This is a genomic window from Ruminococcus sp. (assembly GCF_024684275.1).
Genome location: NZ_JAIKXF010000064.1, coordinates 16,090 through 39,300, shown reverse-complemented (window position 1 = coordinate 39,300; position 23,211 = coordinate 16,090). Strand labels below are relative to the sequence as shown.

Here is a 23,211-nt window from a genome sequence, read left to right as displayed (position 1 = left end):
CTGATATAATCAGCAAGAGCGAGCAGGAAGAGAAGAAAAAGTCTCCTTCAAATATGTCCGTAGATGACCTCATCAAGATGATAGAGGCTGAAAAGAACAAGCTTTAATAAAAAATATAAGGCAGACGAGGGGAGCCCCCTCTGGCATATCGCAGGTAGTATTTACAAGACTTTGCCTCAGGCTCGGTGACCATATTCTATTTTACAAAGCAAAGGCAGACGAGGGGAGCCCCCTCTGGCATATCGCAGGTAGTATTTATGAGACTTTGCCTCAGGCTCGGTGACCATATTCTATTTTACAAAGCAAAGGCAGACCAAATGGTCTGCCTTTAGTTTTGTCCAAAAACATATGCTGTATTCAGTCCCCGAAAATATCCCTGATCACAGGCAATAAGCTCAAAGGCTGAGCCTCAGCTTTTTTTGTTCGGAAAGAGTATCAGCACTACAGGCGTAAGTATGCCTGCGATCACCCATATGAGCCATGTAAGGTCCCATCTGTTGGTGAGGAAGCTAACTGCAATAAAAAGGGCTGTGACTACACACCAGTAGATAATAAAAGCAGGGTTTGGTTTATGGCTGCGTGACTTTTTCTCACGGGTGAAGGCGTCCTCCTCAAGGAGCTTCTTATAGCCATCCATGATTATGCTTGAACGGGTAATAACAGCAACTCCTATAGCCACAAAGACAAACAGCAGTGTGGGTTCAAGCGCCTCGGTATACTTGTTCTCGCCGTAAATAGTCTCGATAATAATAGTCGGGACTACAGCAAGTATGAACAGGATCACGCCTATAACTATGCTCATGGTGTATTTAGGCTCAAACTTCGACTTCTTTTCAGTTACCATGCCTGAAATACCGTACTCTGTGTCTATCCCCTCTTTTTCAAGGTATTCATAGCGCTTCATCCTCTGTGACGTGATGATAAAAAGCGTTACAGCTGCTGCTACTATCAAAAACATCAACGGCACTCCTATGGCGTCGCCTACTGATGTAAGATTATCAAGTACTATCAGCGGAGTAAGGCAAATTATGCAAAGAAAAACTCCCACAGAAATGAATACCGAGTGTTTTTCATTAGCTGCAAGGAAACCGTTTACCTCCTCCATTGATACCTTTCGGAGAGGCGGCTCGGTCTCGGCGCTTTCCGATACGGGAGCAGTGCTTACCGAAAGCTCCTCTGTATCCTTTAATAATGTATCGGTGCTGACACCGAATATCTCTGCAAGCTGTAATATACGGTTAAGGTCGGGTGTGGACTGTGCTCCCTCCCATTTGGATACTGACTGGCGGCTGACTCCAAGCTTCTCGGCAAGCTCCTCCTGAGACATACCCTGTCTTTTTCTTAGTTCGATTATCTTGTCTGCAAGTATCATATATTTATCCTCCATATGTTTTTGCCGTGGGATATTCCCCCTCGGTCTATGGTCTTATTTTATCATTTCGGGCGGTTACACACAAGCAAGCCGCCTTTACAATTTGTCGCACGGCGGTTGCATTTTGCGATATTTCGCGCAATTCTCGCTCCACCCACAAAAATTCCACGCAAGTATTGATTTTTTCGTTTTTTTATGTTATAATCAAATTACAATATTTTACGAAAGAAGGTATCCCCCTATGGAGATCAAAAAAGCAGTAGAAGCAGTTGAAAAGAAAACAGGCATCGACCTCCCCGATGAGAAGATCGAAAAGCTCGCTTCAAAAGAAAACATTGAAAAGGCTAAGGACATGATCAGCAAGGTCGCTACTAAGGAAAACATTGCAAAGGTCAAGGATAAGGTTGAGGATATCGTTGACAAGATCAAGAAGTGATCGCAAAGGGGCGTTCCTGTTAAGGGAATGTCCCTTTTTCAGATATTAAAAGCTGCGTTTTTTTCTCGGTAAATCAAGACAGAACGTAAAACAGTTGAGAGTTGAGAATTGAGAGTTGAAAGTTATAGCGACGAATTTAGATAATGTTAGAAAAGCGAACTCATTAACTCTCAGCTCTTACCTCTCAACTCTCAACTAGTCTTTGCGCACAGGCGCAAAGATTACAGCGGTTTACGCTCAAACATCAGCACGGGATAGCCCTCATAGTAGGGCTTCACTATCTCGGGGTGCTCGTCTGCATAGGCGAATATCACGTCCGCAAGCCCCTCCTTCAGCAGTCCTATTAGCTGAGAGAGCGGTCTGTGATAGAGCTCATCGCATATGGACGCAAAGGTTATGGCACGTCTGCCCCCTACCTCCATTATGCGGTATGGCCATATACGGCAGTCAAAGGGCTTTTCATCGCCCAGCATACAGCCGTTTTCCGTTAGGGCAGGACATGAGAAAAGCTCATCGCCCTTAAGCTCGCCTACTCTGAATATATAGCCGCCGTCCTTTGTGACAAACTGCACATCGGGACGGGCGGCTTTTATTTTTTCGCAGAGCTCCGCGGTAAACACGGGAGTCTCCCACACGTCATAGCGGTCAAATATGCAGCAAAGCCGACATTTCGCGCAGGCTTCGCTGCTGAGAATCTTTTTGAGCATAGTTTTCACCCTCTTGTTATTGTTAATTAATTATAACATAAAAGCTTCGGAATAGCAAGCTGCGCGGTATAAAATTTCCTGTTCTGCAATACTATTATGCGAAAAAGACGGCTCAGGCTCCGTACTTATAGCATAAATCTCCGAAAACAGCAAGAAAAAAGGACGGAAAAACCGTCCTTTGCTGTTATATGCGCTTTTTTAGTCCGGATTTGTCAAGCGCCGCGCCTGCTGCTAAAAACAGCACTGTGCTTGCAAAGACCTGAACTACGTAAAATGGCGTCTGGCTGAATGCAGCTATTATTGCCGCCTTGTTGAAGCCGCCTGCCATAAAAACTCCCTCATAAACGCTGTAGCCCACTATGCACACCGCAAGCGACGGGATAATTCCGAGTATATTGCGGAGATTCAGTATCTTATCACGCTTGCTTGTGAAAAACAGAGCTGTTACTGCCTTTACTGCGATAGTTGCAGGTATCCACACAGGAAAGCCTGTAAGTCCGTCGGCAAGAGCTCCGCCTATCACACCTGCCGCTACTGCATAGGGCGCAGGCAGCAAACAAGCCGCAAGGTATATAAAGCCGTCACCTGCGTGAGTATAGCCTGCTCCCGTAGGTACGTGTATATATGCCGTGAATACGAAAATGAGGGCTGAGAAAAGTCCTGTCAGCACTATTCGTCTGATTTTTGTGTCCTGAGCTGTCCGAGTCATAATTATCCGCTCCTTTATTTACTAATTACCTATGTTTTAGGATTGAGATTATTATATCATCTGAACAGATAATTTTCAAGCGGTATCATGCACAATCTTTGTGAGCGTCATCTGTTTTTTTGTGGTACGGTTGACGTATAGATTGACGCTATATTTGGTTATAACGTAAAAAGGCGGACATTAAATCCGCCTTTCATCTTGTCAATAAACCTATTTCGGGACGTCGAGGACGCCGTCCCCTACAAAACATTACAGACGAAAACGGGCGCACACTGTGCGCCCCTACTAATCACTATTCACTAATCACTAATAACTGAAAAAGGCGGACATAAAGTCCGCCTTTTTTATGGGCTTAGCCCATAATAATCTCAACTTCGTGTGTGCCGCCGCTGCATACAGGAATTACACATCCCTCTACTGCCTTGCCGTCAACTGTCATTGACTTTACGCCCTTGCAAACGTGTGCAGGGTTCTTGACTGTGATGTTGAATGTTGCTCCGCGGAACTTACGAACTGCTGTGAAGCCGTCCCACTCGTGAGGAATGGAAGGATCAACCTTGAGTCCGTCGAATACAGGCTGTACACCAAGAATATACTGGGAAATAGCAACCATGTTCCATGCTGCTGTACCTGTGAGCCATGAGTTCTTGCCCTGACCGAAGTTCTTTGCGTCCTTACCGCCGATCATCTGACCGTATACATAAGGCTCTGTCTTATGAATATCAGATGTCTCCTCAGTGAAAGCAGGAGCGATCTTGCTGTAGTACTCAAATGCCTTGTCACCGCGTCCTACATATGCCTCAGCACAGATTATCCATGCATTGTTGTGTGTGAAGATACCTGCGTTCTCCTTGTATCCGCCGGGATATGTGGAGATCTCACCGTACTGTATATAGTACTTTGTGAATGCAGGGTTATTGAGAACGAGACCAAACTCGCAGTTGAGGTACTTGTCGATAGAGTTGAGAGTCTTGATGTCAGCTCCCTGATCCTTACCTATCTCAGACATAACTGCAAAGCCCTGTGGCTCGATGAAGATCTTGCCTTCCTCGCACTCCTTAGAGCCCATCTTCTCGCCGTTAGCGTCGTAAGCTCTGATGAACCAGTCGCCGTCGAATGCAGATTCCATAACATTCTTCTTCATCTTGTCGATCTCAGCCTGAGCCTTTGCAGCTTCGTCCTTCTTGCCGAGATGCTCAAGGATACCTACGAATGCAGGACCTGTGTATGTGAAGAGTGCTGCAACGAAAGCAGACTCTGCAACCTTTGAGTAGCCGCCCTCTGCTGCAAACTTAGGATTGGTGTAGGTCTGGAAAGACTCACCGGGTGTGTCAGAGAAGCATGAAAGGTTGATACAGTCGTTCCAGTCAGCTCTCATAGCAAGCGGGAGACCGTGAGGTCCGAGGTTGTTTACGATATGATAGAAGGAAACGTTGAGGTGCTCGAGCATTGTGTGCTTACCGTTCGGATCGTCGTCGAAAGGAACGTTTGCATCGAGAATGCCCCAGTCGCCTGTTTCCTTGATATATGCTGCAACAGAAAGTATCATCCAGAGCGGATCATCTGAGAAGTCGCCGCCGATGTCAGCGTTGCCCTTCTTTGTAAGTGGCTGGTACTGGTGATAGCAGCCGCCGTCTGAAAGCTGAGTTGAAGCGATGTCGATCAGTCTCTCTCTTGCACGCTCAGGTATCTGATGTACAAAGCCGAGAATATCCTGATTTGAGTCACGGAAGCCCATACCTCTGCCGATACCGCTCTCGAAGTATGAAGCAGAACGTGAAAGGTTAAAGGTTACCATACACTGATACTGATTCCAGATATTTACCATTCTGTTTACCTTGTCATCAGGAGTATTTACATTGAAGATAGAAAGGAGATCAGCCCATGTGCTGCGGAGCTCCTCGAGGCCTGCTGCTACCTTCTCGGGAGTATTGTACTTCTCGATCATTGCATAAGCCTTTTCCTTGTTGAGCACCCATGCCTCTCTTGTGAGGAGATTTGCAGGCTTTTCAGCAGCAAACTTCTTGTCCTGTGGGTTCTCAGCATAGCCGAGGATATAGATGAGAGTCTTTGACTCGCCGGGAGCAAGAGTTACCTTCTTATAGTGAGAAGCTACAGGAGACCAGCCGTCTGCAAATGAGTTTGCAGGCTTGTCTGCCTTTACTGTCTCAGGGTTGTCCCAGCCGTTGTAGATGCTGCCGAGGAATGAATCACGGTCTGTATCATAGCCGTCGATAGTATCATTTACAGTATAGAAAGCGTAGTGGTTACGTCTGTCTCTGTACTCAGTTACGTGATAGATAGTTGAACCTTCGATCTCTACTCTGCCTGTGGAGAAGTTTCTCTGGAAGTTTGTGCAGTCGTCCTGAGCGTCCCAGAGACACCATTCAGCGATAGAGAAGATAGAGAAGCTCTTTGTCTCATTGCTCTCATTTGTGAGAACTACCTGCTGAACCTCACCGTCGTAGTTCTGAGGAACGAAGAATGTAACCTCAGCTTTAAGGCCGTTCTTCTTGCCTGTGATAACGGTATAGCCCATACCGTGACGGCACTCATAGAAATCAAGCTCTGTCTTTACAGGAGACCAGCCGGGATTCCAGATAGTACCGTTGTCGTTGATATAGAAATAACGTCCGCCCATATCGAGAGGCACGTTGTTGTAGCGATAACGAGTGATGCGTCTGAGGCGGGCGTCCTTATAGAAGCAGTAGCCGCCTGCTGTATTGGAAATAAGTGAGAAAAATCCCTGATTGCCGAGGTAGTTTATCCACGGATAGGGAGTCTTTGGGGAATTGATAACATATTCCTTTTTAGCGTCGTCAAAAAATCCGAACTTCATAATTATACTCCTTTATTTTTGGTGACAAAGGCGGCATAAAAACCGCATTTGTATTATTATACCATATTTTTATATATAATACAATAGATTAGGCAAAAATTGCGTTGTATTTTTTTCAAGTCCTTTTTTGTGCACATTGTCCTACTTTTCTGTCGTATTTACGGGAGTCGTGTGGACAAGCGCAGTGCCTGCGCCCCCTTGCCACGATGACGCTTGTTTCGCGCGCTCACTTTCACCGAAAACGATAATTGCACATCGCTTATGGCACATTTATACTATACACGGGCGTTCAGAAGGCATTCTCTAACTAATCACTAATCACTAATTATTAATAACTTAAAGAATGGATAGCTCCGCCCTTGATTCAATCCCCGTGGGTATATGTTCCCATAAGATGACCGTAGAATATGATATTATCCTCTTTTTCACCGTCTATTTCCTTGGCGTACTCCAGCATTTTTGGATTTGAGTTGTCAAATGAGCCCTTTATCCTCTCGGGCTTTTCTTTGAGCGCCAGCACGTATATCTCATAATCGTGAGTTCCGCTGGGAGGATAAGGTCCGACGTACTCGCTTTGGGGCGCCCAGCCCGCAGGAAGAACAGTCTCGCTGTCGGTCACGGACTTCCAGTGCAGCCAGTTGCCTGCGGAGGTATCTATCATAAATACAGCATAGCATGAAGCGCCGTCAACAGGCTTCCATGAGAGCTGAGGTGAACGGTTTTCGCCCTTTTCGGTCTTGGTTATGACCGTGTCCCATACGCCGTCATGCAAGTCTTCGGAGCTAAGCTCAAAGGTGCTGAGCTTGCTCAGGTCAAGCTCCTTTGATTCGGCAGTTGTTTCAGCCACAGCTTCGACAGCAGACGTTGCCTGTACCTCGGCTGCTGTCGTTGCAGCTGTAGTCGGCTCGGTAATTCTTGACTCGGGGGACTCCTGAGTACAGCCTGTGTTAAGTGCAAATATTGCTGTTGCGCATAGTATTGCAGTTATTCTGAAATATCTCATAGTATGTTCCTTTCCGTATCTGATAAAACCATAAAGGGCGGATAATATCCGCCCCTACAGCGCAGAGCCTGCGCTCCCTAACTAATCACTATTCACTGATCACTTCTTAGTGAAGAATCTCTCGTGTGCCTCGAATACATCGCCCGGCTTTACCTCACGGTAGCCTGTTACATCAGCAGGCATACTAAGGTTCGGAGCGTCTATCATTGCTGTCATGGGCTCGGGGCAGAAATAATGGTTGAAACCGCGGTCATTCCAGATTATCCAGAAGCCGTACTCCTCGGATACCTCATAGCAGAGCTTCTTGCCGCTTGCAGTATCCTCAGCGATAACGCCGTGGAACTTCTCGCCGTCAAGGTCTATATACTCGCCGAAGTACATCTCGTTATCAACTACCTGCAATACAGGCTTATTAGCACCGTTTCTGTACTCTAAATCGTGCATGGTAGGCACCTTGAGCTGACCTGTGGGCAGACATCGCTCATTGAGCTCACAGCGCTTGCCTATCGGCACTGTCAGGCGGATATCCTCCTCCTTTGCACCGTCAACGAAGGGCGAATTGATCGTTGTATGTGAAGCCAGCGACATAGGAAGCACCTTTTCGCCGTCTGTGTTGATAAAGCGGATATTCTGCTCAAATCCCTGCTCAGAAAGAGTAAATGTGTACTCTGCTGTGAAGCGTACAGGGAGATACTTGAAGAACTCGTCCTTTTCGTCGTATACGTAACGTGTCTTTACCCACGCGCAGTTGTCATCAGCCTTGTACTCAACGACCTCATGGACTCTCTTGTGGAGGAATCCGTGGATATGGTTGTTATATGGTGCAGGCTCGTTGACAGGGAGCTGATATACTGCGTCAGATGTTTTGAGTACGCCGTCTGCAAATCGGTTTGGCAGGTACAGTGTGGGAAGTCCCCATACCTCTGCGGACTGCTTGATAACGTCGGGGGTATTGCTCTCAACGAAACGGAAGAACTCCAGACCGTTGACATTATCGCGCAGACGGATAACATTTGAGCCTATCTCGTTTGCCACCCATGCTTCATAGCCGCCTGCGCTGAGTTTTACGCAGGTCATGCCTTTCCAGTCGAATAATTCTGCTGTATTGTTCATTTTTATCACATTCCTTTCGGATTTTTATTCGCTTTATAAGAAAAATCAAAATTTAATGATGTAGGGGCGCACAATGTGCGCCCGCAAACATACACATCAATTTTGACACGGGCGAACAATGTTCGCCCCTACAATACCAATTTTTCGGGACGCCAAAGGCGTTAAATTATGATTTATATCAGTCCATTCTGTTTTCCATGTCGGTATACTCACGCATCGGCGATATTGCCTTATATGCAGGACGGATTATCTTGTTGGAGTTTATAAGCTCCTCTATTCTGTGTGCAGACCAGCCCGATATTCTCGCTGTTGCAAAAAGCGGTGTGAACAACTCGTCGGGTATGCCCAGCATACGATATACAAAGCCGCTGTAGAAATCCACGTTGGCACAGACTCCCTTGTATATGCGGCGCTCCTCGGCGATGACCTCGGGTGCAAGCCTCTCAACCAGCGAATACAGCGCAAATTCCTCATGCCTGTTCTTTTCGGAGCTGAGCTTCTCAACAAAGCCCTTGAACACCTTCGCTCTCGGATCGGACTGAGAGTATACTGCGTGTCCCATGCCATAGATAAGACCTGCGTGGTCGAATGCCTCCTTGTGGAGAAGCTTCCTCAGATAATCCTTTACCTCATCCTCGTCAGTCCAGTCACTGACATTCTGCTTCATATCGTCAAACATCATAGCTACCTTGATGTTTGCACCGCCGTGCTTAGGTCCCTTCAGCGAACCCAGAGCAGCCGCTATAGCAGAATAGGTATCAGTTCCCGACGAGGACACAACATGAACAGTGAATGTTGAGTTGTTTCCGCCGCCGTGCTCTGCATGGAGTACCAGCGCCAAGTCAAGTATACGCGCTTCAAGCTCGGTATACCTTCCGTCCTCACGGAGCATATAGAGTATATTCTCAGCTATGGAAAGCTCAGGCTTGGGACTGTGTATGAAAAGGTCTCCACCGAGTCTTGCGTACCTGTAGGCATGATATGCATACACCGCAAGCACAGGGAAAAGTGTTATAAGCTCTATGCTCTGTCTCAGCACATTTGGCACTGATATATTGTTTGCTTTATCGTCATAGGAATACAAGGCAAGAACGCTCTTTGCAAGGGTATTCATCATATTGTCCGTGGGAGCCTTCATAATCACATCTCTCATAAAGTTTGAGGGAAGCTCGCGGAAGTCCGCAAGTATCTTGCGAAACTCGATAAGCTCGTGCTCTGAGGGCATTTTTCCGAAAAGAAGAAGATATACAGTCTCTTCAAAGCCGAACCGCTTTTCCTTTATGAAACCTGCGACGATATCCTCTACGTCAATTCCTCTGTAATACAGCTTGCCGTCGCCGTGATTCGGCATTCCGTCACCGCTGTCTATCACTTTGATAGTGCTGATGTTGGTAAGACCTGCAACTACTCCGTTGCCATTTATATCTCTGAGTCCGCGCTTTACATCATACTGTGTATAGAGCTCGGGATCTATTTTATAGCCTTCAAGCGACATATCAGCAAGTTTTGTGATCTCTGGTGTGATGTCTGAAAATTTGTATCTCATGTATCGTCATCCCTTTCTTTTTACGGATTGTATTGAAAAATATACATATTACAATTATATTGGATTTTATTTATTTTGTCAAGGCTAAACAAAAAGTTATTTTCTTTGTCAAAGAAAAGATGTTAAATTTTATTATTTCTCTTGAAAAAAACTGTGCGGTATGGTAAAATATATTTGTCGGTTTCTGCCGACTTCGTTAATGAGGGAGATGATCTATTTTGGAATCAGTTGAATATAAATGCCCCAATTGCATGGCAGACCTGAAGTTCAATCCTGCGTCACAAAAGCTGGAATGTGAATACTGTCTCAGTGCATTTACGGTAGAGGAAATAAAAGAGCTCTGTGCAAATACTGAAAACAGTATCCCTCAGGAGACTGTTCAGTTACAGGAGGACTTTGCAAATCACACAAATCTGTATCACTGCAAGAGCTGCGGTGCTGAAATTATGGCTGATGACCAGCAGACAGCTACGTTCTGCTATTACTGCCACAATCCTGTTATATTAGCAGGCAAAATGGGCGGCGAATTCAAGCCCGACAAGGTCATCGGCTTCAAGCTCACAAAAGACAACGCTATATCCATCTTCAGGAAGTGGATAGGCAAGCGCTGGTTCGTGCCAAAGGAATTCAAATCAAAGCAGCAGCTGGAAAAGCTTACAGGTCTTTATGTGCCGTTCTGGGTGGCTGACTGCAATATCAGCGTGGATTACCATGCTAAAGGTCAAAAGACCAGAAGCTGGACATCGGGAGACTATCGCGTGACCGAAATTCAGGAATATGACGTTATCCGCCGCGGAAATCTCACTACAAGAGGTATCCCTGCTGACGGAGAGACAAAGATAGACGACCTGCTCATGGAGTCTATCGAGCCCTATGACTACAGAGAGCTTAAAGACTTCTCAATGTCCTATCTCAGCGGCTTCTATGCAGATAAGTACGACGTGGACAAGGCAGCGGTATTTCCGCGTATCCGCGTCCGTGCAACTCAGGCGACGGCTTCACTTATAAGTGATACCATAAAGGGTTATAGCAGCGTTTCGCCTATGATACAGGATTACAGCATAAAGCAGACCAACTGGAGCTATATGCTGCTCCCTGTGTGGTTCATGTCCTATAAGTATAAGGATAAGGTATATGAATTTGCCATAAACGGTCAGACAGGAAAGCTTGCAGGTACTCCGCCCCTTTCAAAGGGCAGGCTCTGGCTGGCTTGTCTCGGCTTAGGAGCAGCAGTTGCAGCTGTCTGTGCTGTGATAGGAGGTGCTACCCTCTGATGAAACGCCTTTTATCGCTTATAATGACAGCCATAATGTGTCTGTGTATGCTTATGGCGCTGACCGGCTGCTCAGAGCCGCCAAATAACTATGCAGGCTGGAACGGCAATTATCAGGACTCTTTCCTGCACGATGACAAGAATCTGTTCTCGGACACTCAGAGACAAGAGCTTGATGAAATGATACAGCAGAAAGCCAAAGAGCTGGAAATGAATATCCTCATCTATGTAAACGGTACATACCGCAGCGACTATGAGACAAAGGATTTCTGCGACTGTACATATGAAGCATTTTTCCAGCCAGATACCGACGGTCTTATGTATTACCTTGACCTTTCCAGCAAGGTGCCTGCTTACGACTATATATCCACATCAGGAAAGGCTATACTTCTCTATGAGGAAAACAGGGAGAGCATCTTCAGCCACATGGACCTTTACCTCCCTTCCTCGGGCTCATCATATGAAAGCGACCAGATATATGATGCTGTTGTGGAGTTTCTCAATCAGCTCAGCGTATACGCAAATAACGGAAATACCTCTCATTATTACCACGACGAGTCAAAGGGCACTTATATCTACTATAAAGGCGATAAGCTTTATGTAACAACAAGAAAACCACTGAGGGTACTGCTTCCCATATGGTTTGCTTCAGCTATCATAGGACTTGTCACAGCCCTTATCACGTTCCTCATCTCAAAGAGGCACTACACCTTTAAGGCAAAGACCAATCCCAGCGTTTACCTGTCAAAGGACTCTGTAAACTTTACACAGAAGTCCGATAATCATATCCGTACATATCAGACAAGACACAGGATCTCATCAAGCAGCAGCGGTGGAGGCGGCGGCAGTCATCGCAGCGGCGGCGGCGGTCATCACAGCAGCGGAAGTCACGGCGGCGGCGGTCACCACAGATAATAAAATAAACAGAAAGCTCCCGATTTTTCGGGAGCTTTGCTTGTATAAAAGCACATTCCGCCGCGATCAAACAGCAAAAAAGGCTATCGGATAAACCGATAGCCTTTGAAATTATGCGTTCATGCCAAGCTCGATTGCCTTGAAGTTGTTAGGGATAAGTGCTGCCTTTTTAGGCGGAACTACCTTTTCAATAGCCTTCTGCATTGTCTCAAGCGAGCAGATGTTTGTCTCCTTGAGGAGCTTGCCGAGAAGAATAATGTTTGAGCCGCCCTTGAGGTTGTTATCGTCAGCCATCTGCTGTGAAGGGATACCATACAGCTCGATGTCTGTTCTGTCTGTAGCAGGCTCTATCATAGTGCTGTCGAAGAATACCTTACCGCCTGGACGAACACTGCTTACAAACTTGTCGAATGAAGGCTGGTTCATAGCGATAAGAAGATGTGGTGTAACAACGAGAGGTGAACCGATAGGATCATCGGAGATAGTAACTGAACAGTTGCAGGTACCGCCTCTCATCTCAGGACCGTATGAAGGAAGCCATGAGAGCTCCTTATTGTCCATAAGTCCGCAGTATGCAAGGATCTTGCCTGCGAAAAGGATACCCTGTCCGCCGAAGCCAGCAAGGAGAATTTCTGTAGTAGCCATTACTCGTTACCTCCTTCTGCCTTTGGGAATACGCCCTCTTCAACGTCCTTGTATACGCCGAGAGGATAGTATGGGATCATTTCGTCCTGAAGTCTCTTGATAGCGTCAAGAGGAGCAAGTCCCCAGTTTGTAGGACAAGTTGAAAGAACCTCTACGATACAGAATCCCTTACCTGCCTTCTGGTTCTCGAATGCCTTGCGGATAGCCTTCTTTGCAGCCTTGATGTGAGGAACGCTGTCAACTGCAACACGCTCAGCATAAGCTGTACCTGTAAGTGTTGAGAGCATCTCGCATACCTTTACAGGATAGCCTGCGAGCTCAGGGCTTCTTCCGAAAGGTGTGGTCTGTGTTACCTGTCCGGGAAGTGTTGTAGGAGCCATCTGACCGCCTGTCATTCCGTAGATAGTGTTGTTGATGAAGATAACGACGATATTCTCGCCTCTTGTAGCAACGTGAACTGTCTCGGCAGTACCGATAGCAGCAAGGTCGCCGTCGCCCTGATATGTAAATACGAACTTATCGGGGTTTGTACGCTTAACGCCTGTTGCAACAGCCGGTGCACGGCCGTGTGCAGCCTCGATCATATCACAGTTGAAGTAATCATATGCCATAACAGAGCAGCCAACAGGACATACTCCGATAGTATCGCCCTCGATACCCATTTCGTCGATGACCTCACAGAGTATCCTGTGAACTATACCGTGTGTACATCCGGGGCAGTAGTGTGTAGGAATGTCAATAAGTGACTTTGGTCTTTCAAATACTACAGCCATCAGAGAGCACCTCCTATTTTCTTGATCTCGCCCAGTACCTCAGCAGGTGTTGGGATTACGCCGCCTGTTCTTCCGTAGAACTCTACAGGCTTTGAGCAGTTGATAGCAAGCTTGATATCCTCTATCATCTGTCCCATTGACATTTCAACACTGAGAAGCTTCTTAGCGCTCTTAGCAGCCTCATTGATCTCCTTTACAGGGAAAGGCCAAAGTGTCTTAGGACGGAAGAGACCAGCCTTGATGCCCTGTGCTCTTGCGTCATTTACAGCAGACTTTGCAACTCTTGCAGTTGCGCCGAATGCGCATACAAGGATATCGCAGTCCTCGGTGAGATAAAGCTCAGCCTCGGTCTCTGTCTCCTTGATTATCTCGTATCTCTTGTAACGGTCAAGGATAGAATTCTCGAGCTCATCTGGCTTGAGGTAGAGGGAGTTGATGATGTGGTGCTCTCTCTGCATCTTGTGACCGTTTGCAGCCCAGCCGCTCTTATCGTAAGCGTTAGGGTTGATCTCAGGGAATGTAACAGGCTCCATCATCTGTCCGAGAAGTCCGTCTGCAAGGATCATTGCAGGCATACGGTACTTGTCAGCGCGGTCGAAAGCCTTGACAACGTAGTCTACCATTTCCTGTACTGAAGCAGGTGCATATACCAGAAGCTGGAAGTCGCCGTGACCGAGAGCCTTTGTAGCCTGCCAGTAGTCAGCCTGTGAAGGCTGGATACCGCCCAGACCGGGGCCGCCTCTTTCAACGTTGATGATAACAGCAGGAAGGTCTGAACCTGCTATGTATGAAACACCTTCACTCTTCAGTGAGATTCCGGGTGAAGATGATGATGTCATTGCACGGACGCCTGTTGAAGCAGCGCCGAGTACCATGTTGATAGCAGCGATCTCGGACTCTGCCTGTAAGAATACGCCGCCTGCCTTATGCATACGCTTTGCCATATAAGCGGCAAGCTCTGTCTGAGGAGTTATAGGATAACCGAAGAAGCATTTACAGCCTGCTCTGATAGCAGCCTCTGCCAGCGCTTCGTTGCCCTTCATAAGATTTCTTTCCAAAGCTAAACAGCTCCTTTCGATAAATAATTATTTTTGAATAACGATAGCGCAGTCGGGGCACATAGTTGCGCACATTGCACAGCTAATGCAGGCTGACTGGTCGGTACACTCTGCGTAGAAATATCCCTTCTTGTTACGCTTCTCCTTCTGGAGAACGACTATCTTCTTGGGACAGGCAGCTGTACAGAGACCGCAGCCCTTGCAGCGCTCGGTAATAACTGTCATTTTTTCCATACCTTTCGCTCCTTTCAAATTGATTCATAATTCACAATTCATAATTCATAATTAATGCTGCTTGCGAAATTTACGGAATAACCGATTTTTCATGCAATTATGCATTATGCATTATGAATTATGCATTCTGGGTGAGCCCCCAGACGGGCTTTACATATACCTTTGCGGGGAATACGTCGGACTTGTCGGAGGGCTTTACAAGCTCCTCGGGATAGACCGTGTATTTTACGGGGAGTCCCGTGATACGGGAGGTCTCCTCAGCAAAGGGACGTGACTGCTCGATGATATCGAGAGTAGTCTCGCAGCCTAAGTTGGTATTGTTTACGATAGCCGTATGCTTCATACGTGCTGCCGCCTCTATCTCATACATCAGCTTTGTGACTTCCTCAGCGGTATTGGTGAGGTAGCGGCGCTGATTTATGACGTAGTACATCTCGATACTGTCTTTGAACTGCTCCAAATCGTCGGCATAGCGTCCCAGCGCAACAGCGCCTGCGTCGTCGCCGCCAACGTCGATAATGAGGCAGTCCTCGTCGGTAGCCAGCTCGACAACATCGAACTGTATAGACGGGATATCGAGGTTGCTCCTTGCGAAATCGGGAGCAATGAGCCTTATGCCCTTTTCCTCGAACAGGTCACGGAAATCGGCTGTTCGGAAATAGGGATTTACTATATCAAGGTCTACGATAGCTGCGGACTTGCCCTCCGCTGCGGCTTTTACCGCGAGATTTACGGAGAAATTGGTCTTTCCGCTGCCGTAGTGACCTGTAATGATCTTTATCTCTTTCATAAATATCCTCTTGAATTACTTGTGAAAAATCCTACAAACTATATTATACCACTTTAAAACATTAATTGCAAGTGGTATTTTTCAACATAGACAAATTTGTACAGCTGTTAAGTATAACCGCGGGCGCCGAAAGGGGCTTTTTCTGATGATGTAAAAGAAAACCCCGACTAAATGTCGGGGAGCATATATACGCTTATTACTCAGCGTCTGTATTCTTTTCGATGTAGTTTACGATGTCGCCTACTGTCTTGATCTCTTCTACAGCCTCATCGGGGATAGAGATGTCAAACTCGTCCTCGATAGTTGTGATGAGGTCAACAACGTCCAGTGAATCAGCACCGAGGTCGTCCTGAATATTTGATTCCATGTTTATTTCGTCTGCCTCCACACTGAGCTGTTCTGCAATAATATCTTTGAGTTTTTCAAAAATCATTATCTGGTCCTCCATTTTTTCTTTATTTTTTGTCAAAATCGGTTCATTCTGTGAACGCTCCGATTTTTCTAAATTTAGTATAGCGTTCTTTAAGCAAAACGTCAATATCTTTTTTGCATTTTTCCGGGATTTTTTGTGACAAATATTCGTGTATATTTTCTGAAATTTTGTCTAAATCGTTATGTGCACCGCCGAGAGGCTCTTCAATGATAGCTTCTGCAACGCCGAGACGCACCATATCCTCTGCGGTTATCTTCATTATTTCGCTGGCTTCCTGCTCACGTGATGCGTCCTTCCAGAGTATGCTTGCAAAGCCTCTCGGGGACAATACCGAGTACTCTGCGTTCTCAAGCATAGCAAGCTCGTCGCATACGCCCAGAGCAAGAGCTCCGCCGCTTCCGCCCTCGCCGAGTACGATAGAGATTATAGGTGTACGGAGCGTCATGAACTCGGCTATATTCTTGGCGATAGCCTCGCCCTGTCCGCGCTCCTCTGCGGCAACTCCGCAGAATGCACCGGGGGTATCTATGAAGCATATTATGGGGCGGTGGAACTTCTCTGCCTGTCTTGCCAGTCTGAGAGCCTTTCTGTAGCCCTCGGGGTGAGGCATTGCGAAGTTGCAGGTCTTGTTCTCGTTGATGTCTCTGCCCTTTACCTCTGCGATAATGGTAACGGGATTGCCGTCAAGTCTTGCCAGACCGCCGATGATAGCCCTGTCGTCGCCGAAAAGTCGGTCACCGTGCATCTCGTACCAGTCTGTGAATATCTGTGGTATATAATCCTTTATAGTAGGTCTGCCCTTAGTGTGTATGAGCTGAAGGCGTTCCCACGCTGTTCTCTTGTCGTCCATGCTCATGCCTCCTTAGGGTAAAATCCGTGGAGCTTCAGAAGGTGAGAGAGTACGCTTCTCAGCTTTCTGCGCTCGACTATCATATCAACAAAGCCCTTGTTGTACATAAACTCGGCAAGCTGGAAGTCATCGGGAAGCTTCTGCTTGATAGTTCCCTCGATAACTCGTCTGCCTGCAAAGCCTATGAGGACCTTCGGCTCTGCGATGATGATGTCGCCAAGTGAGGCAAAGCTTGCTGTTACGCCGCCTGTGGTAGGATCGGTCATTACGGATATATAAAGTCCGCCAGCCTCGCTGTGGAGCTTTACTGCACCCGAAGTCTTAGCCATCTGCATAAGGGACACTATGCCCTCCTGCATACGTGCGCCGCCTGAAGCGGTAAACATTATAACAGGGAGCTTCTTCTCTGTTGCATACTCAAAGGCACGGGTTATCTTTTCGCCTACGACGCTTCCCATAGAGCCCATCATGAATCGTGAATCCATGATGCCGATAACTACAGGTGAGCCCTTGATAGAAGCTGTACCCGTGATAACAGCCTCGCTGAGACCTGTTGCGGCGCGGAGCTCAGCCTGCTTTTCGCTGTAATCAGGAAAATCCAGCGGATTTGCGCTTCTCATGCCGCCGTTGAGTTCTCTGAAGCTGCCCTTGTCTACTGTAATCGCAATACGTTCTGTTGACGAAAGTCTGCCGTGATAGTTACACTTTGGGCAGACTCTGTGGAGCTCCTCATACTTTGAAAGAGGGCTCGTTCCCTGACAGCGGGGGCATTTGAACATAGGGGGCTTGTATTCCTCCTCGCCGTCATTGAAGCGTTTCTTTACTACATTAAAAAAATCTTCAAACAATTCTTTTCTCCCCATTCTCTTTTATTCTTATTTTTTCTTTTCTTCCATATATCTTCCGAGGAAGCCTATATCATATTTGCCTGCCTTGAAATCGGCATTTTTGATTATTTCAAGCTGGAAGTCGATATTGGTGTCAACTCCCTCTACGATAAACTCGGAAAGTGCCCATCTCATCTTGTTTATGGCGTCCTCTCGGTCGGAGCCGTGAGCGATGAGCTTGCTTATCATCGAGTCATAGTAAGGGGTGATAGTATAGCCCTGATATACAGCACCGTCTATTCTTATTCCGGGACCTCCCGGCATATAGAGAGCTGTGATAGTTCCCGGTGACGGACGGAAGCCCTTTTCGGGGTTCTCGGCATTTATTCTGCACTCGATAGCGTGACCGCGCATCGTAACGTCCTCCTGCTTTATTTCAAGGGGCTTGCCGTCTGCTATCTCTATCTGAGCCTTTACAAGGTCAAAGCCTGTTACCTCCTCGGTAATAGGGTGCTCGACCTGTATTCTGGTATTCATCTCCATGAAGTAAAAATCTCGGTTCTCGTCAACGAGAAACTCGATAGTGCCTGCGTTGTAGTAGCCGCACTGCTTAGCGGCTGTAACTGCCGCAGCGCCCATTTTTGCGCGAAGCTCGGGGCTTACGATAGGGCTTGGGCACTCCTCCAGCATTTTCTGGTTGCGGCGCTGCATTGAGCAGTCGCGCTCGCAGAGGTGTATATAGTTGCCGTGCTTGTCGGCGATTATCTGTATCTCCACATGGTGGGGATTTATGAGGAACTTCTCGATATAAACGGCGTCGTCGCCGAAGAAGTTCTTAGCCTCCTGCTGAGCGGCTGTCATCTGAGCTTCAAGCTCGTCAGGGCTGTCAACACGGCGTATACCGCGTCCTCCGCCGCCTGCCGAAGCCTTTACCAGTACGGGGTAGCCTGCCTTGTCGGCTATCTCGCGGGCTTCCTCAAGGGACTTTACTGCGCCCTTAGAGCCGGGGATAACAGGTACTCCCGCAGCAGCCATAGTCTCCTTAGCCGCCGCCTTGTCGCCAAGCATTTCTATAGACTTATATGACGGACCGATGAAAACTATTCCGTTTGCCTCACAGAGCCTTGCGAACTCTGCGTTTTCGGAAAGGAACCCGAAGCCGGGGTGTATAGCCTCAGCCCCCGTATTCAGCGCCGCCTGTATGATAGCGTTCATGTTAAGGTAGCTGTCCTTTGTTGCCGCAGGACCTATGCATACAGCCTCGTCAGCTATCTGAGCATGGAGAGAATTGCGGTCAGCAGTGGAGTATACTGCCACACAGCGTATATTCAGCTCGCGGCACGCTCTGATGATTCGTACAGCTATCTCGCCTCTGTTGGCGATAAGTACTTTTCTGAACATTTATCTTATCTCCTGTATGAGTTATTTATTGTCAGTGATCACAAAGGTTATCTCGCAGGATACAGCCTTTTCACCGCCTACAGAGGCAGTTGCCTTTCCTGTGCCCACAGGTCCTCTCTGACGTATCATCTCGACCTCAAGGTCAAGTACGTCCCCCGGGACTACCTGTCTGCGGAACTTTGCCTTGTCGATACCGCCGAAAAGTCCCAGCTTGCCCTTGAATTCAGGCTTTGAGAGCATACATACAGCTCCTGCCTGAGCAAGCATCTCTACCATAAGTACGCCCGGAGTTACGGGGTATCCGGGGAAGTGGCCCTTGAACCAGAAGTCCTCCTCCTTGATGTACTTTCTTGCGTGTACCTTTACGCCCACTTCCATATCAACTATCTCGTCGATGAGAAGGAAGGGATCACGGTGTGGGATTATTTCCATTATCTGTTCTTTATTCATAAGTATATCAGCCATTTTCATTACTCCTTAAATCACTTATATCAGTATCTGCAAGCATTCCCATGTCATCCTCGGGTGTTATCCTGTATTTTTCAAAGGGATCCTCAGGGACTACGTAATCTGCCTTCACGCCCGTGGCGTAAACGCCCTCGCTCTCTATGCCGAATACCTCGCCGTCCTTGACTATGCTCTTGTATGAGCCGATGAGCGGAACAAAATGGGGATAGCCTGTTTCGTTTCTCATCTCGCTGTCTTTCTTCTCCATAAGGAAGATAACAATGGCATTTGCAGCAACAAGAGGTATAAACGCAAGGCTTACGGGTATCAGCAGGAGAGATATCAGAAGTCCTGCTTTCCAGCTGTAAAGCTTGCGTACACCTATAAAGTATATCATAAGGATCAGGTAAACAGCTGCAACCAGTAAACAGAGCGGATACATTCCGCTTACCATGTATATCAGCGAGCCGCTCCAGAATAAGAAAGTCTTTAAACCGAGAAAGAGAAGTATGGCGTTCATTATCCATAACGCCCAGAAATCGCGGAGAAAAGCATAGCGCTTCTTCTGCATACGTAGCATGAGCCCGTTGTATTCCTGAAATTCCGCATACATCTCCGCAGATGTGATATTGATGTGTGCCTCGTCGATATTGTCCTGTGTAATGTATTTCAGTTCCATAATTATAAAAATGTTCCGTCGTGTGGGTGGTCTCTGTTTATCTTCTCCCTTATACTGTCATAGGTAAGCTCGGAGAGATTATCCGCGTTGGTGTTTACAGTTGTGACGTTAAGCCTCGCAAACGAGGGATAGCCCAGCTCCTTTGAGAGCTCGTCCTCGGTCTTCTGGTAGTACCAGCCTGCGGCGAAATTTCCCACTGGAAAAATAAAAAAAACAAGTGATATAAGCGCGGCAGGCAATGAAACAAGACACAGCACCAGTTTGTCGCGGCAGTGCTTTACAAAGACGAACCATGTCACCAGTATCAGATAAGCGACATATCCGACAACGCCTATGGCAAAGCGCCAGTTGAGCTCCTTTGTGCTTATGGACTCATCAATGTGAGTCTGTCCTGCAAGCAGGATGAAAACCGCAAAGAAAAGCATAACATACTGGACTATTATCCAAATATTGAATGCAGCGTGTACCTTATGGCGCTTGTTGTAGTTCTTTACAGCCTCCATATTATAAATACGGGCTTCAGCAAACTCCTCGGGAGACTTGATATTCTTGCCGCCCGAGTCAATAGTTTCCTGTGTGATGTACTTGTAAGTCATTACTTTATGACCATGATAGGCTGGTCAAATTCTACTGCCTGTCCGTCGGATACGAGTATCTGCTCAACTACGCCGTCGTACTCGGACTGTATCTCATTCATGAGCTTCATGGACTCGATTATCATGATAACGTCGCCCTTCTTGACCTCGTCGCCTGTCTTTACGAATGGCGGCTTGTCAGGTGAGGGAGCAGAATAGAATGTACCTACGATAGGAGATTTTACTATCTTGCCGCTTACCTCCTCAGCCATTGAAGCCTCACTTGCGGAAAGTGTGCTCTCAACAGGAGCTGCCGCCTGCGCAGGAGCTGCCGCAGCAACTACAGGCATCGGCATAGGTACAGCCTTTTTGCCCTTTAATGTGATAGTATTTTCGCCGTTTGCAATAGTAAGCTCAGAAAGCTCTTTCTTATTTATAATATCTGCAAGCTTTTCTATTGTCTCAAGGTCTATCTGACCGTAAATTTTCTCCATTTAATGTCCTCCTCAGTCTTTTACCCTTTTGAAGCAGAGAGTTGCATTGTGTCCGCCGAAGCCAAGAGAATTGGACAGTGCTGCATTGACCTCCTGCTCGATATTGCCGCTTCCGCAGTAATCGAGGTCACATTCCTCGTCGGGTACCTTATATCCCACTGTTGCGTGAATGAAGCCCTCCTGTATGCTCTTTGCACATACTACAGCCTCTACAGCGCCTGCTGCGCCGAGAAGATGTCCCGTCATGGACTTGGTAGAGCTTATCTTTACTGTCTTTGCATGGTCGCCCAGTGCTTTCTTTATAGCGGCAGTCTCATACTTGTCGTTGAGACCTGTTGATGTGCCGTGAGCGTTGATGTAATCTATATCCTCAGGCCTGAGACCTGCCTCCTCAATAGCAAGCTCCATTCCCTTTGCAGCAGCGTCGCCGCCCGGCATAGGAGATGTCATGTGATAGCCGTCACAGGTAGCGCCGTAGCCTGCCACCTCTGCGTATATCTTAGCGCCTCTTGCCTTTGCGTGTTCGTACTCCTCAAGGACGAGGACTGCGCTGCCCTCGCCGAGAACGAAGCCGCTTCTCTCCTTGTCGAATGGGATAGAAGCTCTTGTAAGGTCCTCGGACTTTGTAAGTGCTTTCATATTGGCAAAGCCGCCGAATGTAAACTCAACTCCCGTAGATTCTGTACCGCCTGCGAGACAAGCGTCAAGATAGCCGTCCTTTATCTTGCGGAAGGCTTCACCTATTGAGTGAGTACCTGTTGCACAGGCTGTTGTTATATCGAAATTAGCGCCGCGGAAGCCTGTTTTCATGGAAATGGTTCCTGCTGCCATATTGCTTATCATCATAGGGATATAGAATGCTGACATTCTGTTTGGTCCCTTTTCGAGATACTTTGTATACTCGGAAAGAGTGAGGTCGATGCCGCCGATTCCCGAGCCAACGAGAACGCCGACTCTGTATGGATCAACGTCCTTGAAGTCAGTACCTGCGTCTGTGAGAGCTTCGTGTGCGGCTACTACCGCATACTTGGTGAATCTGTCCATATGTCTTGCTTCCTTTTTGTCGAAGCAGCCCTCAACGCCGTAATAGTCCTCCTCGTTGAAGTCGCGGACGATACCTGCTATTTTTACGCCTGTACGGCTGGTATCAAACATATCTATAAAAGATATGCCCAGCTTATTCTCCTTTATTCCGTTCCAGAATTTTTCAACTCCTGTACCCAGTGGTGTTATTGCACCCATTCCTGTGATAACAACTCTTCTGCTCATATATTTTCCTCTCTTAATTCTTTACAAATAGGTATTTTAGTACGATGGGAGCTTTGCTCCATAGTGTGACTTTATCGAAGTTACATTGAAAGACCGCCGGAGATCTCGATGACCTGTCCTGTAACGTAGGACGCATTATCGGAAACGAGGAAGGATACTACAGAAGCTATCTCCTCAGGCTCACCATAGCGTCTGAGAGCAACCGCATCGAGCATCTTGGCCTTCAGCTCATCGGACAGAACATCTGTCATCGGTGTATGTATGAATCCGGGAGCCACTGCATTACAGGTAATGTTTCGTGAACCGAATTCCTTTGCCGTGGTCTTTGTCATTCCGATTATGGCAGCCTTTGAAGCCGAGTAATTCATCTGACCGGGGTTTCCGTAAAGTCCTGCAACGGACGCTACGTTTACTATCCTGCCGCTTCTCTGCTTCATCATCACAGCAGTTGCCTGCTTTGTCATATTGAATACGCTCTTCTGGTTTACAGCGATAACAGCGTCATATTCGTCCTCGCTCATTCTTGCAAGGAGCTTATCCTTTGTGATGCCTGCATTGTTTACAAGGGCGTCGATAGTACCGAAGTCAGCCTTTACCTGCTTCACCATAGCCTCGCACTGGTCGAATTTTGAAACATCTGCCGCATAGCACTCAGCCTTTACGCCGAATGCACGGCACTCCTCTGCAACTGCAAGAGCCTTTTCCTTATCTCCGTCACTCGGATAATGATTTATTACTACGTCGAAGCCGTCCTGTGCAAGTCTTTTTGCGATACAGGCGCCTATACCCTGTGAAGCACCTGTGATTATTGCTGTTGCCATAT

25 protein-coding genes are annotated in these 23,211 nt (G+C 47.2%); 3 read left to right on the top strand and 22 right to left on the bottom strand.

The window, feature by feature from the left end; genetic code table 11:
- Positions 1–409: 409 nt before the first annotated feature.
- Entirely contained in the window at positions 410–1,372 is a 963-nt protein-coding gene (locus K5677_RS07425; protein ID WP_296726369.1) for a helix-turn-helix transcriptional regulator, read from the bottom strand.
- A gap of 241 nt (positions 1,373–1,613) precedes the next feature.
- Between K5677_RS07425 and K5677_RS07420 the strand changes: the two genes are divergently transcribed.
- Positions 1,614–1,808: a hypothetical protein gene (locus tag K5677_RS07420; protein ID WP_037324154.1), complete on the top strand. Its 195-nt coding sequence runs from the start codon at positions 1,614–1,616 to the stop codon at positions 1,806–1,808.
- Between the two features lie 221 nt (positions 1,809–2,029).
- On the opposite strand, the gene K5677_RS07415 is transcribed toward K5677_RS07420, so the two are convergent.
- The 6 genes from K5677_RS07415 to K5677_RS07390 form a co-directional block, all read right to left on the bottom strand.
- Positions 2,030–2,515: a hypothetical protein gene (locus K5677_RS07415; protein ID WP_296726368.1), complete on the bottom strand. Its 486-nt coding sequence runs from the start codon at positions 2,513–2,515 to the stop codon at positions 2,030–2,032.
- Between the two features lie 184 nt (positions 2,516–2,699).
- Positions 2,700–3,224, bottom strand: a complete 525-nt coding sequence (locus K5677_RS07410; RefSeq protein ID WP_296726365.1) for a TIGR04002 family protein — start codon at positions 3,222–3,224, stop codon at positions 2,700–2,702.
- Between the two features lie 352 nt (positions 3,225–3,576).
- Positions 3,577–6,063 (bottom strand): glycosyl transferase, encoded by a 2,487-nt coding sequence (locus K5677_RS07405; protein WP_296726363.1) that lies wholly within the window; start codon positions 6,061–6,063, stop codon positions 3,577–3,579.
- Between the two features lie 364 nt (positions 6,064–6,427).
- On the bottom strand, positions 6,428–7,066 hold the full coding sequence (locus tag K5677_RS07400; protein ID WP_296726361.1) for a hypothetical protein: 639 nt from the start codon (positions 7,064–7,066) through the stop codon (positions 6,428–6,430).
- Positions 7,067–7,165: 99 nt separating this feature from the next.
- Positions 7,166–8,179, bottom strand: coding sequence for an aldose 1-epimerase (locus K5677_RS07395; RefSeq protein ID WP_296726358.1), 1,014 nt, complete (start codon positions 8,177–8,179; stop codon positions 7,166–7,168).
- A gap of 178 nt (positions 8,180–8,357) precedes the next feature.
- The gene (locus K5677_RS07390) at positions 8,358–9,725 is read right to left on the bottom strand and encodes a citrate/2-methylcitrate synthase (protein WP_296726356.1); all 1,368 of its coding nucleotides are present in this window, start codon (positions 9,723–9,725) and stop codon (positions 8,358–8,360) included.
- Between the two features lie 218 nt (positions 9,726–9,943).
- On the opposite strand from K5677_RS07390, the gene K5677_RS07385 reads away from it, so the two are divergent.
- Positions 9,944–10,999: a hypothetical protein gene (locus K5677_RS07385; RefSeq protein WP_296726354.1), complete on the top strand. Its 1,056-nt coding sequence runs from the start codon at positions 9,944–9,946 to the stop codon at positions 10,997–10,999.
- The gene (locus tag K5677_RS07380) at positions 10,999–11,913 is read left to right on the top strand and encodes a hypothetical protein (protein WP_296726352.1); all 915 of its coding nucleotides are present in this window, start codon (positions 10,999–11,001) and stop codon (positions 11,911–11,913) included. Before K5677_RS07385 ends, K5677_RS07380 begins: the two co-directional genes overlap by 1 nt.
- 111 nt (positions 11,914–12,024) lie before the next feature.
- Here K5677_RS07380 and K5677_RS07375 read toward each other — a convergent pair whose 3' ends face one another.
- The 15 genes from K5677_RS07375 to fabG all read right to left on the bottom strand — a co-directional run bounded on the left by K5677_RS07375 (position 12,025) and on the right by fabG (position 23,209).
- Entirely contained in the window at positions 12,025–12,558 is a 534-nt protein-coding gene (locus K5677_RS07375; RefSeq protein ID WP_173460355.1) for a 2-oxoacid:acceptor oxidoreductase family protein, read from the bottom strand.
- Positions 12,558–13,331, bottom strand: coding sequence for a thiamine pyrophosphate-dependent enzyme (locus K5677_RS07370; protein ID WP_296726350.1), 774 nt, complete (start codon positions 13,329–13,331; stop codon positions 12,558–12,560). The genes K5677_RS07375 and K5677_RS07370 overlap by 1 nt, the downstream gene beginning before the upstream one ends.
- Positions 13,331–14,374, bottom strand: a complete 1,044-nt coding sequence (locus K5677_RS07365; RefSeq protein WP_296726371.1) for a 3-methyl-2-oxobutanoate dehydrogenase subunit VorB — start codon at positions 14,372–14,374, stop codon at positions 13,331–13,333. Before K5677_RS07365 ends, K5677_RS07370 begins: the two co-directional genes overlap by 1 nt.
- 42 nt (positions 14,375–14,416) lie before the next feature.
- Positions 14,417–14,623, bottom strand: coding sequence for a 4Fe-4S dicluster domain-containing protein (locus K5677_RS07360; protein ID WP_024861397.1), 207 nt, complete (start codon positions 14,621–14,623; stop codon positions 14,417–14,419).
- 118 nt (positions 14,624–14,741) lie between these two features.
- Positions 14,742–15,413, bottom strand: a complete 672-nt coding sequence (locus K5677_RS07355) for a cobalamin biosynthesis protein CobQ (protein WP_296726348.1) — start codon at positions 15,411–15,413, stop codon at positions 14,742–14,744.
- 196 nt (positions 15,414–15,609) lie between these two features.
- On the bottom strand, positions 15,610–15,846 hold the full coding sequence (gene acpP, locus K5677_RS07350) for an acyl carrier protein (protein WP_296726346.1): 237 nt from the start codon (positions 15,844–15,846) through the stop codon (positions 15,610–15,612).
- Between the two features lie 43 nt (positions 15,847–15,889).
- Positions 15,890–16,696 carry an acetyl-CoA carboxylase carboxyltransferase subunit alpha gene (locus K5677_RS07345; RefSeq protein WP_296726345.1) on the bottom strand — a complete coding sequence of 269 codons (807 nt, stop codon included), beginning with the start codon at positions 16,694–16,696 and terminating at the stop codon, positions 15,890–15,892.
- Positions 16,697–16,698: 2 nt separating this feature from the next.
- Positions 16,699–17,544, bottom strand: coding sequence for an acetyl-CoA carboxylase, carboxyltransferase subunit beta (accD, locus tag K5677_RS07340; protein WP_296726343.1), 846 nt, complete (start codon positions 17,542–17,544; stop codon positions 16,699–16,701).
- Positions 17,545–17,571: 27 nt separating this feature from the next.
- Positions 17,572–18,924 (bottom strand): acetyl-CoA carboxylase biotin carboxylase subunit, encoded by a 1,353-nt coding sequence (gene accC, locus K5677_RS07335; protein WP_296726341.1) that lies wholly within the window; start codon positions 18,922–18,924, stop codon positions 17,572–17,574.
- 21 nt (positions 18,925–18,945) lie between these two features.
- Entirely contained in the window at positions 18,946–19,389 is a 444-nt protein-coding gene (gene fabZ, locus K5677_RS07330; RefSeq protein ID WP_037324149.1) for a 3-hydroxyacyl-ACP dehydratase FabZ, read from the bottom strand.
- Positions 19,382–20,050: a hypothetical protein gene (locus K5677_RS07325; protein WP_296726338.1), complete on the bottom strand. Its 669-nt coding sequence runs from the start codon at positions 20,048–20,050 to the stop codon at positions 19,382–19,384. Before K5677_RS07325 ends, fabZ begins: the two co-directional genes overlap by 8 nt.
- Before the next feature lie 2 nt (positions 20,051–20,052).
- On the bottom strand, positions 20,053–20,646 hold the full coding sequence (locus tag K5677_RS07320) for a hypothetical protein (protein ID WP_296726335.1): 594 nt from the start codon (positions 20,644–20,646) through the stop codon (positions 20,053–20,055).
- Positions 20,646–21,119: an acetyl-CoA carboxylase biotin carboxyl carrier protein gene (gene accB / locus K5677_RS07315; RefSeq protein WP_296726332.1), complete on the bottom strand. Its 474-nt coding sequence runs from the start codon at positions 21,117–21,119 to the stop codon at positions 20,646–20,648. The genes K5677_RS07320 and accB overlap by 1 nt, the downstream gene beginning before the upstream one ends.
- A gap of 12 nt (positions 21,120–21,131) precedes the next feature.
- Positions 21,132–22,388 (bottom strand): beta-ketoacyl-ACP synthase II, encoded by a 1,257-nt coding sequence (fabF, locus tag K5677_RS07310; protein ID WP_296726329.1) that lies wholly within the window; start codon positions 22,386–22,388, stop codon positions 21,132–21,134.
- 80 nt (positions 22,389–22,468) lie between these two features.
- Positions 22,469–23,209, bottom strand: a complete 741-nt coding sequence (gene fabG, locus K5677_RS07305) for a 3-oxoacyl-[acyl-carrier-protein] reductase (RefSeq protein WP_296726326.1) — start codon at positions 23,207–23,209, stop codon at positions 22,469–22,471.
- Between the last annotated feature and the right edge of the window lie 2 nt (positions 23,210–23,211).

Bases quoted from the DNA above. Each gene is read 5' to 3' on its own strand.
- K5677_RS07425 (WP_296726369.1), bottom strand. From the start codon at position 1,372: ATGATACTTGCAGACAAGATAATCGAACTAAGAAAAAGACAGGGTATG.
- K5677_RS07420 (WP_037324154.1), top strand. From the start codon at position 1,614: ATGGAGATCAAAAAAGCAGTAGAAGCAGTTGAAAAGAAAACAGGCATC.
- K5677_RS07415 (WP_296726368.1), bottom strand. From the start codon at position 2,515: ATGCTCAAAAAGATTCTCAGCAGCGAAGCCTGCGCGAAATGTCGGCTT.
- K5677_RS07410 (WP_296726365.1), bottom strand. From the start codon at position 3,224: ATGACTCGGACAGCTCAGGACACAAAAATCAGACGAATAGTGCTGACA.
- K5677_RS07405 (WP_296726363.1), bottom strand. From the start codon at position 6,063: ATGAAGTTCGGATTTTTTGACGACGCTAAAAAGGAATATGTTATCAAT.
- K5677_RS07400 (WP_296726361.1), bottom strand. From the start codon at position 7,066: ATGAGATATTTCAGAATAACTGCAATACTATGCGCAACAGCAATATTT.
- K5677_RS07395 (WP_296726358.1), bottom strand. From the start codon at position 8,179: ATGAACAATACAGCAGAATTATTCGACTGGAAAGGCATGACCTGCGTA.
- K5677_RS07390 (WP_296726356.1), bottom strand. From the start codon at position 9,725: ATGAGATACAAATTTTCAGACATCACACCAGAGATCACAAAACTTGCT.
- K5677_RS07380 (WP_296726352.1), top strand. From the start codon at position 10,999: ATGAAACGCCTTTTATCGCTTATAATGACAGCCATAATGTGTCTGTGT.
- K5677_RS07375 (WP_173460355.1), bottom strand. From the start codon at position 12,558: ATGGCTACTACAGAAATTCTCCTTGCTGGCTTCGGCGGACAGGGTATC.
- K5677_RS07370 (WP_296726350.1), bottom strand. From the start codon at position 13,331: ATGGCTGTAGTATTTGAAAGACCAAAGTCACTTATTGACATTCCTACA.
- K5677_RS07365 (WP_296726371.1), bottom strand. From the start codon at position 14,374: ATGAAGGGCAACGAAGCGCTGGCAGAGGCTGCTATCAGAGCAGGCTGT.
- K5677_RS07360 (WP_024861397.1), bottom strand. From the start codon at position 14,623: ATGGAAAAAATGACAGTTATTACCGAGCGCTGCAAGGGCTGCGGTCTC.
- K5677_RS07355 (WP_296726348.1), bottom strand. From the start codon at position 15,413: ATGAAAGAGATAAAGATCATTACAGGTCACTACGGCAGCGGAAAGACC.
- acpP (WP_296726346.1), bottom strand. From the start codon at position 15,846: ATGATTTTTGAAAAACTCAAAGATATTATTGCAGAACAGCTCAGTGTG.
- K5677_RS07345 (WP_296726345.1), bottom strand. From the start codon at position 16,696: ATGGACGACAAGAGAACAGCGTGGGAACGCCTTCAGCTCATACACACT.
- accC (WP_296726341.1), bottom strand. From the start codon at position 18,924: ATGTTCAGAAAAGTACTTATCGCCAACAGAGGCGAGATAGCTGTACGA.
- fabZ (WP_037324149.1), bottom strand. From the start codon at position 19,389: ATGGCTGATATACTTATGAATAAAGAACAGATAATGGAAATAATCCCA.
- K5677_RS07325 (WP_296726338.1), bottom strand. From the start codon at position 20,050: ATGGAACTGAAATACATTACACAGGACAATATCGACGAGGCACACATC.
- K5677_RS07320 (WP_296726335.1), bottom strand. From the start codon at position 20,646: ATGACTTACAAGTACATCACACAGGAAACTATTGACTCGGGCGGCAAG.
- accB (WP_296726332.1), bottom strand. From the start codon at position 21,119: ATGGAGAAAATTTACGGTCAGATAGACCTTGAGACAATAGAAAAGCTT.
- fabF (WP_296726329.1), bottom strand. From the start codon at position 22,388: ATGAGCAGAAGAGTTGTTATCACAGGAATGGGTGCAATAACACCACTG.
- fabG (WP_296726326.1), bottom strand. From the start codon at position 23,209: ATGGCAACAGCAATAATCACAGGTGCTTCACAGGGTATAGGCGCCTGT.